The sequence below is a fragment of the Anabaena sp. FACHB-83 genome (assembly GCF_014697485.1).
Taxonomy (GTDB): domain Bacteria; phylum Cyanobacteriota; class Cyanobacteriia; order Cyanobacteriales; family Nostocaceae; genus Nostoc_B.
The window spans coordinates 1-3,535 of the sequence record NZ_JACJRY010000109.1 but is presented as its reverse complement, the minus strand read 5'-3'; the positions used below and the strand labels follow the sequence as shown (position 1 = coordinate 3,535).

Sequence of the window (3,535 nt, the reverse complement as noted above, 5' to 3'; positions counted from 1 at the left end):
AATGGGGGTCAAATGTAACCTATATAACCCCCATTTGACCCCCATCTGTGAATTTTAATTGTTGGGGGTTATATGACCCCCATTTGACCCCTATTTGTAGTTTTGGATTTTTTATTAACGGTACTGATTTTTAGTAATTTTAAAAAATTGATTTTGGGAATAAATAATTTTAGATTTTGAATTGAAGCACGATCTTTCCTAAAAGTGGCTTAAAAATTTTCTATTGAAATGGGTGAATTTCTTATCTACCCAAGATAAATCGCTTTTTGAGCAAACCCCTTGAGGCGGGGTGTGGGGGAGAGATAAGAACATCGAACCACCGCACGGATACAAGCCCCGTTTTTTAGGACGATTGCATTGGGCGGAGTTCCAATAATGCTTTCACTACACCCTACCCCCTGCTCTTGACAGGTGATACGGCGTACAAATTATTGCATGATGGCAAACTTTAGGAATAGACAAGAAGGCTTCCCTTATGCTTCACAGAATATTCTTTGCCAATATAAGCAGCAGTTAAGGCTTATCAGATTATTACTTGCCCACTGGTTCAGCCTTTTCTACCGAGTCATCATTTAATCCAAAAGTTAATTCCAAAGGAGTGCGGGACGGGTACGCCTTCACTACCTGCCGATAAACATCATAATTAGTAGGTAGCGTTTTCTGTTGCTCACCTGCTCCATAAGTAATTTGATATTTTACCGTTTTCTGTAGTTCTGGTTTGCCTGCTTCTTCTTGAGGTTTTTTGCGTTGTTCTACTTCATCAATGCTTGGGCGTAGTGGCACAATTGGCCACCATAGTCCTTGATCGTCCGGGCCGATAACTGCTCCTGCTGGTTTCAATCCATTCCGATTGAGTACTGATGCAGTGCCAAAGCTTTCAATTCGCGGTTGGGGTGCATTAGTTAAGTTATTGGCATACTTTACTTGCCAGATATAACTGGTAAGTGCTGTCGCTTCGTACTGCTCAACACTCGTGGTGCTACAACTTGTCAGGGTCAGGGCTGTTAGTACAGTTAGCTGTGCAGTTAAACAGGTTAACTTTGGCATTATTAATGGGTGGCTATGTCTGCCAATTTATTCTTAAGTTCGATAGTACTATCATCCCTTCCACAGTGAAGGGATTGCTGCTATCTACTTTTAATGATATCGCTGAGTCTGTTTTTGACTGCTGATCTATTACTTGGATTTAGCAACTAATTTCGCTTAACGAGAGACTTTGAGCGATCAATCACTCCTTCTAAAAGTTATTGGCACGTTTCTTCATCCACAAATTGAGCAATCACTCTATCTCTACACTGTTAAGCTTGATGCTGGCTTAGGTTCTCTATTTCAGCTAATTTTTTTTGCAAAATTATTTTTAGTTCTTGAAGCTGCTCAGTACTTGCCTGAATTAATGATGTTTCTGATAAATTACTGATTTTTTGAATTATAGATTTGACTTCTTTGGATTCTGATTTTGTTGTTGTTAAGTATTTAGCTTTAACTTGCTTAATAAGTTCGCGTGTTTCTGGTACTGTAAGATTTTCTGCTAAAACTTTTTCTGTGATTTTAGTTCGTTCTTTTTGAGCCTTTTCTTCAGATATGTCTAAAGCTTTTGCAGATAAAGTTGCCAGTGCCAAAGCGTGCGCCCCTTTCAATCCGTTATAGCGAATTGCCTTTTTTAAATCATCAGGTAGGAACAGCATCGGTAAAAGATTAGATTTTACTGAAGCAGGGTTCAATCCTAACTCTAACAATCCTAAAAACAAACTTTGTTCTTCACCTATTACATTTAAAGTTTCTAATCCTAACTTTTGTTGCTCTAAGTCCAAAGCAACTAATTTTGTCAACTCTTTACTCTTCCCATCACGTTCTATACGTTTAAGCACAGTTGCTAGTACTGTAGAAATTTCTTCTAAATCCAATTCTGTTGCTTTATTTAGTTCTTGAACAATAGCTTCAGCTTTGTCTAAGGGGTTTAAGTCTTCAAATCCGAGAAAAGTAATGAGAGATGATTGTGTTAAATCTTTGGGCATTGGAACAATAACAGCCCGGATAGACTTCCATCCTAATAGCTTTGCCCCTTCAGTACGCAGTTGCCCATCAAGCAGTATGTAACGCCCATTTTTTTGGGCTACAAGAATGATAGGAGTAATCTGCCCGTGTTTTTTTAATAGTCGTGCTTTTGCTTGAATTGATTCTACAGTAATTGTTTGTCTTGGTTGATTGGGATTAGGATCAATTAATTCCAGATCAATTTCCACTTCTCCAGAATGATTCCGCAGTTTTTCTCGCAATAACTGTAACTCGTTCTCAAGTTCAGGAGCTTGCTTGATTCTTAGCTGTTCTACTTCTGCTTGCAATTGAGCAATTTTTTTTTCTTGCTCGGTTTTTTGAACTGCCCCTTTGAATTTTTCCCCTATTTGTGGTAGTGCTTTCGGCATAGAAGTTCCTCACTTACTTTTGATTAATTCAACCACATCATCTGCAATTTGCTTAAAATCTTTACAAGCTGGATGTTTATTTCGATATTTATGCAGAGGTAATCCATGTGCGCTGGCATTTTTAAACTCATTAGAACTACGAATTTTTGGATACAATTTAACATTTAATTGTTCTGCAATTGCTGGCAGTTGTGAGTAGTACTGCCTGTGCATTGCTATCGCCTCATCATACATACTTGGCACGAAACCCATGATAGAAGGCTTAGGATCTAACTGTAGTTCTTCAGATGTATTGATACACCATTCAACTAACTCTGCGGCACCTGAAATCGCCTTCATTTCAAGCTGTATCGGCACTAAAAGATGAGTGGCGGCTGCTAAAGCATTTACATTCAGCATTCCCAAAGTAGCTGGACAATCTATAATTACCAAGTCATGATGTAACGGATACTTGTGCAGCCTATCCGCTAAAGTATATTCTCCTCGTTTACGAATTACTAGATCATTGCCTGTATCGGCTAGTAATGGATGTCCTTGACAAACTTCTATTCTTGCCTCATCCCATGCTGATTCTAAAACCCAGTCGCCTTTAAAATCTTTTGCTAAAACTTTGACCATTGTGTTTTCTGCTTCGGCTGCTTCTAAACCACAAAAAACATCAAGCGATCTCTGTGGATCTAAATCTAGCAATGCTACCTTGTGTTTACGCTTACTAACTTCATAAGCTAGATGTACAGATAAAGTACTTTTACCGACACCACCAGCATTCGCCAAAACCGCAATAACTACTTGTGCCATCAAAAACCTCGCCATACATAACTATGGGATTGATTTACCAAAAACATGGGTCTGAGGTTCCTTGCCCTTCAAGGGCGACTTTGCTTAATTTAGGAATAATCTAAGTTTTTATCTCCATATTTTTGGCAAAATAATAATATGAAAACAATGAAGTTTAAGCTATATCAACACAAAAAAAATAGACATCTCAAGCGCATGATTAATGCTGCTGGGGTCATCTACAATCATTGTATTGCTCTACATAAACGCTACTACAGAAGGTGGGGCAAGCATTTGAGTTGTGCCAAACTTCAGTCTCATATTGCCAAATTAAG

The 3,535-nt window shown here is 38.4% G+C and carries 3 protein-coding genes and 1 pseudogene; 1 reads left to right on the top strand and 3 read right to left on the bottom strand.

Annotated features, from left to right (window positions below):
* Nucleotides 1-531: 531 nt before the first annotated feature.
* The 3 genes from H6G79_RS36150 to H6G79_RS36140 form a co-directional block, all read right to left on the bottom strand.
* Complete coding sequence (locus H6G79_RS36150; protein ID WP_190595333.1) at nt 532-1,047, bottom strand: hypothetical protein; 516 nt, start codon at nt 1,045-1,047, stop codon at nt 532-534.
* Between the two features lie 251 nt (nt 1,048-1,298).
* Nucleotides 1,299-2,243, bottom strand: a complete 945-nt coding sequence (locus H6G79_RS36145) for a ParB/RepB/Spo0J family partition protein (protein ID WP_313934727.1) — start codon at nt 2,241-2,243, stop codon at nt 1,299-1,301.
* Between the two features lie 189 nt (nt 2,244-2,432).
* Nucleotides 2,433-3,221 carry a ParA family protein gene (locus H6G79_RS36140; protein WP_190595331.1) on the bottom strand — a complete coding sequence of 263 codons (789 nt, stop codon included), beginning with the start codon at nt 3,219-3,221 and terminating at the stop codon, nt 2,433-2,435.
* 138 nt (nt 3,222-3,359) lie between these two features.
* On the opposite strand from H6G79_RS36140, the pseudogene H6G79_RS37205 reads away from it, so the two are divergent.
* A pseudogene (locus H6G79_RS37205) lies at nt 3,360-3,535 on the top strand (RNA-guided endonuclease TnpB family protein); the annotation flags it as partial.

What these genes read in the sequence shown, in the direction of transcription:
- H6G79_RS36150 (WP_190595333.1), bottom strand. Translation starts at nt 1,047, where the DNA reads ATGCCAAAGTTAACCTGTTTAACTGCACAGCTAACTGTACTAACAGCC.
- H6G79_RS36140 (WP_190595331.1), bottom strand. Translation starts at nt 3,221, where the DNA reads ATGGCACAAGTAGTTATTGCGGTTTTGGCGAATGCTGGTGGTGTCGGT.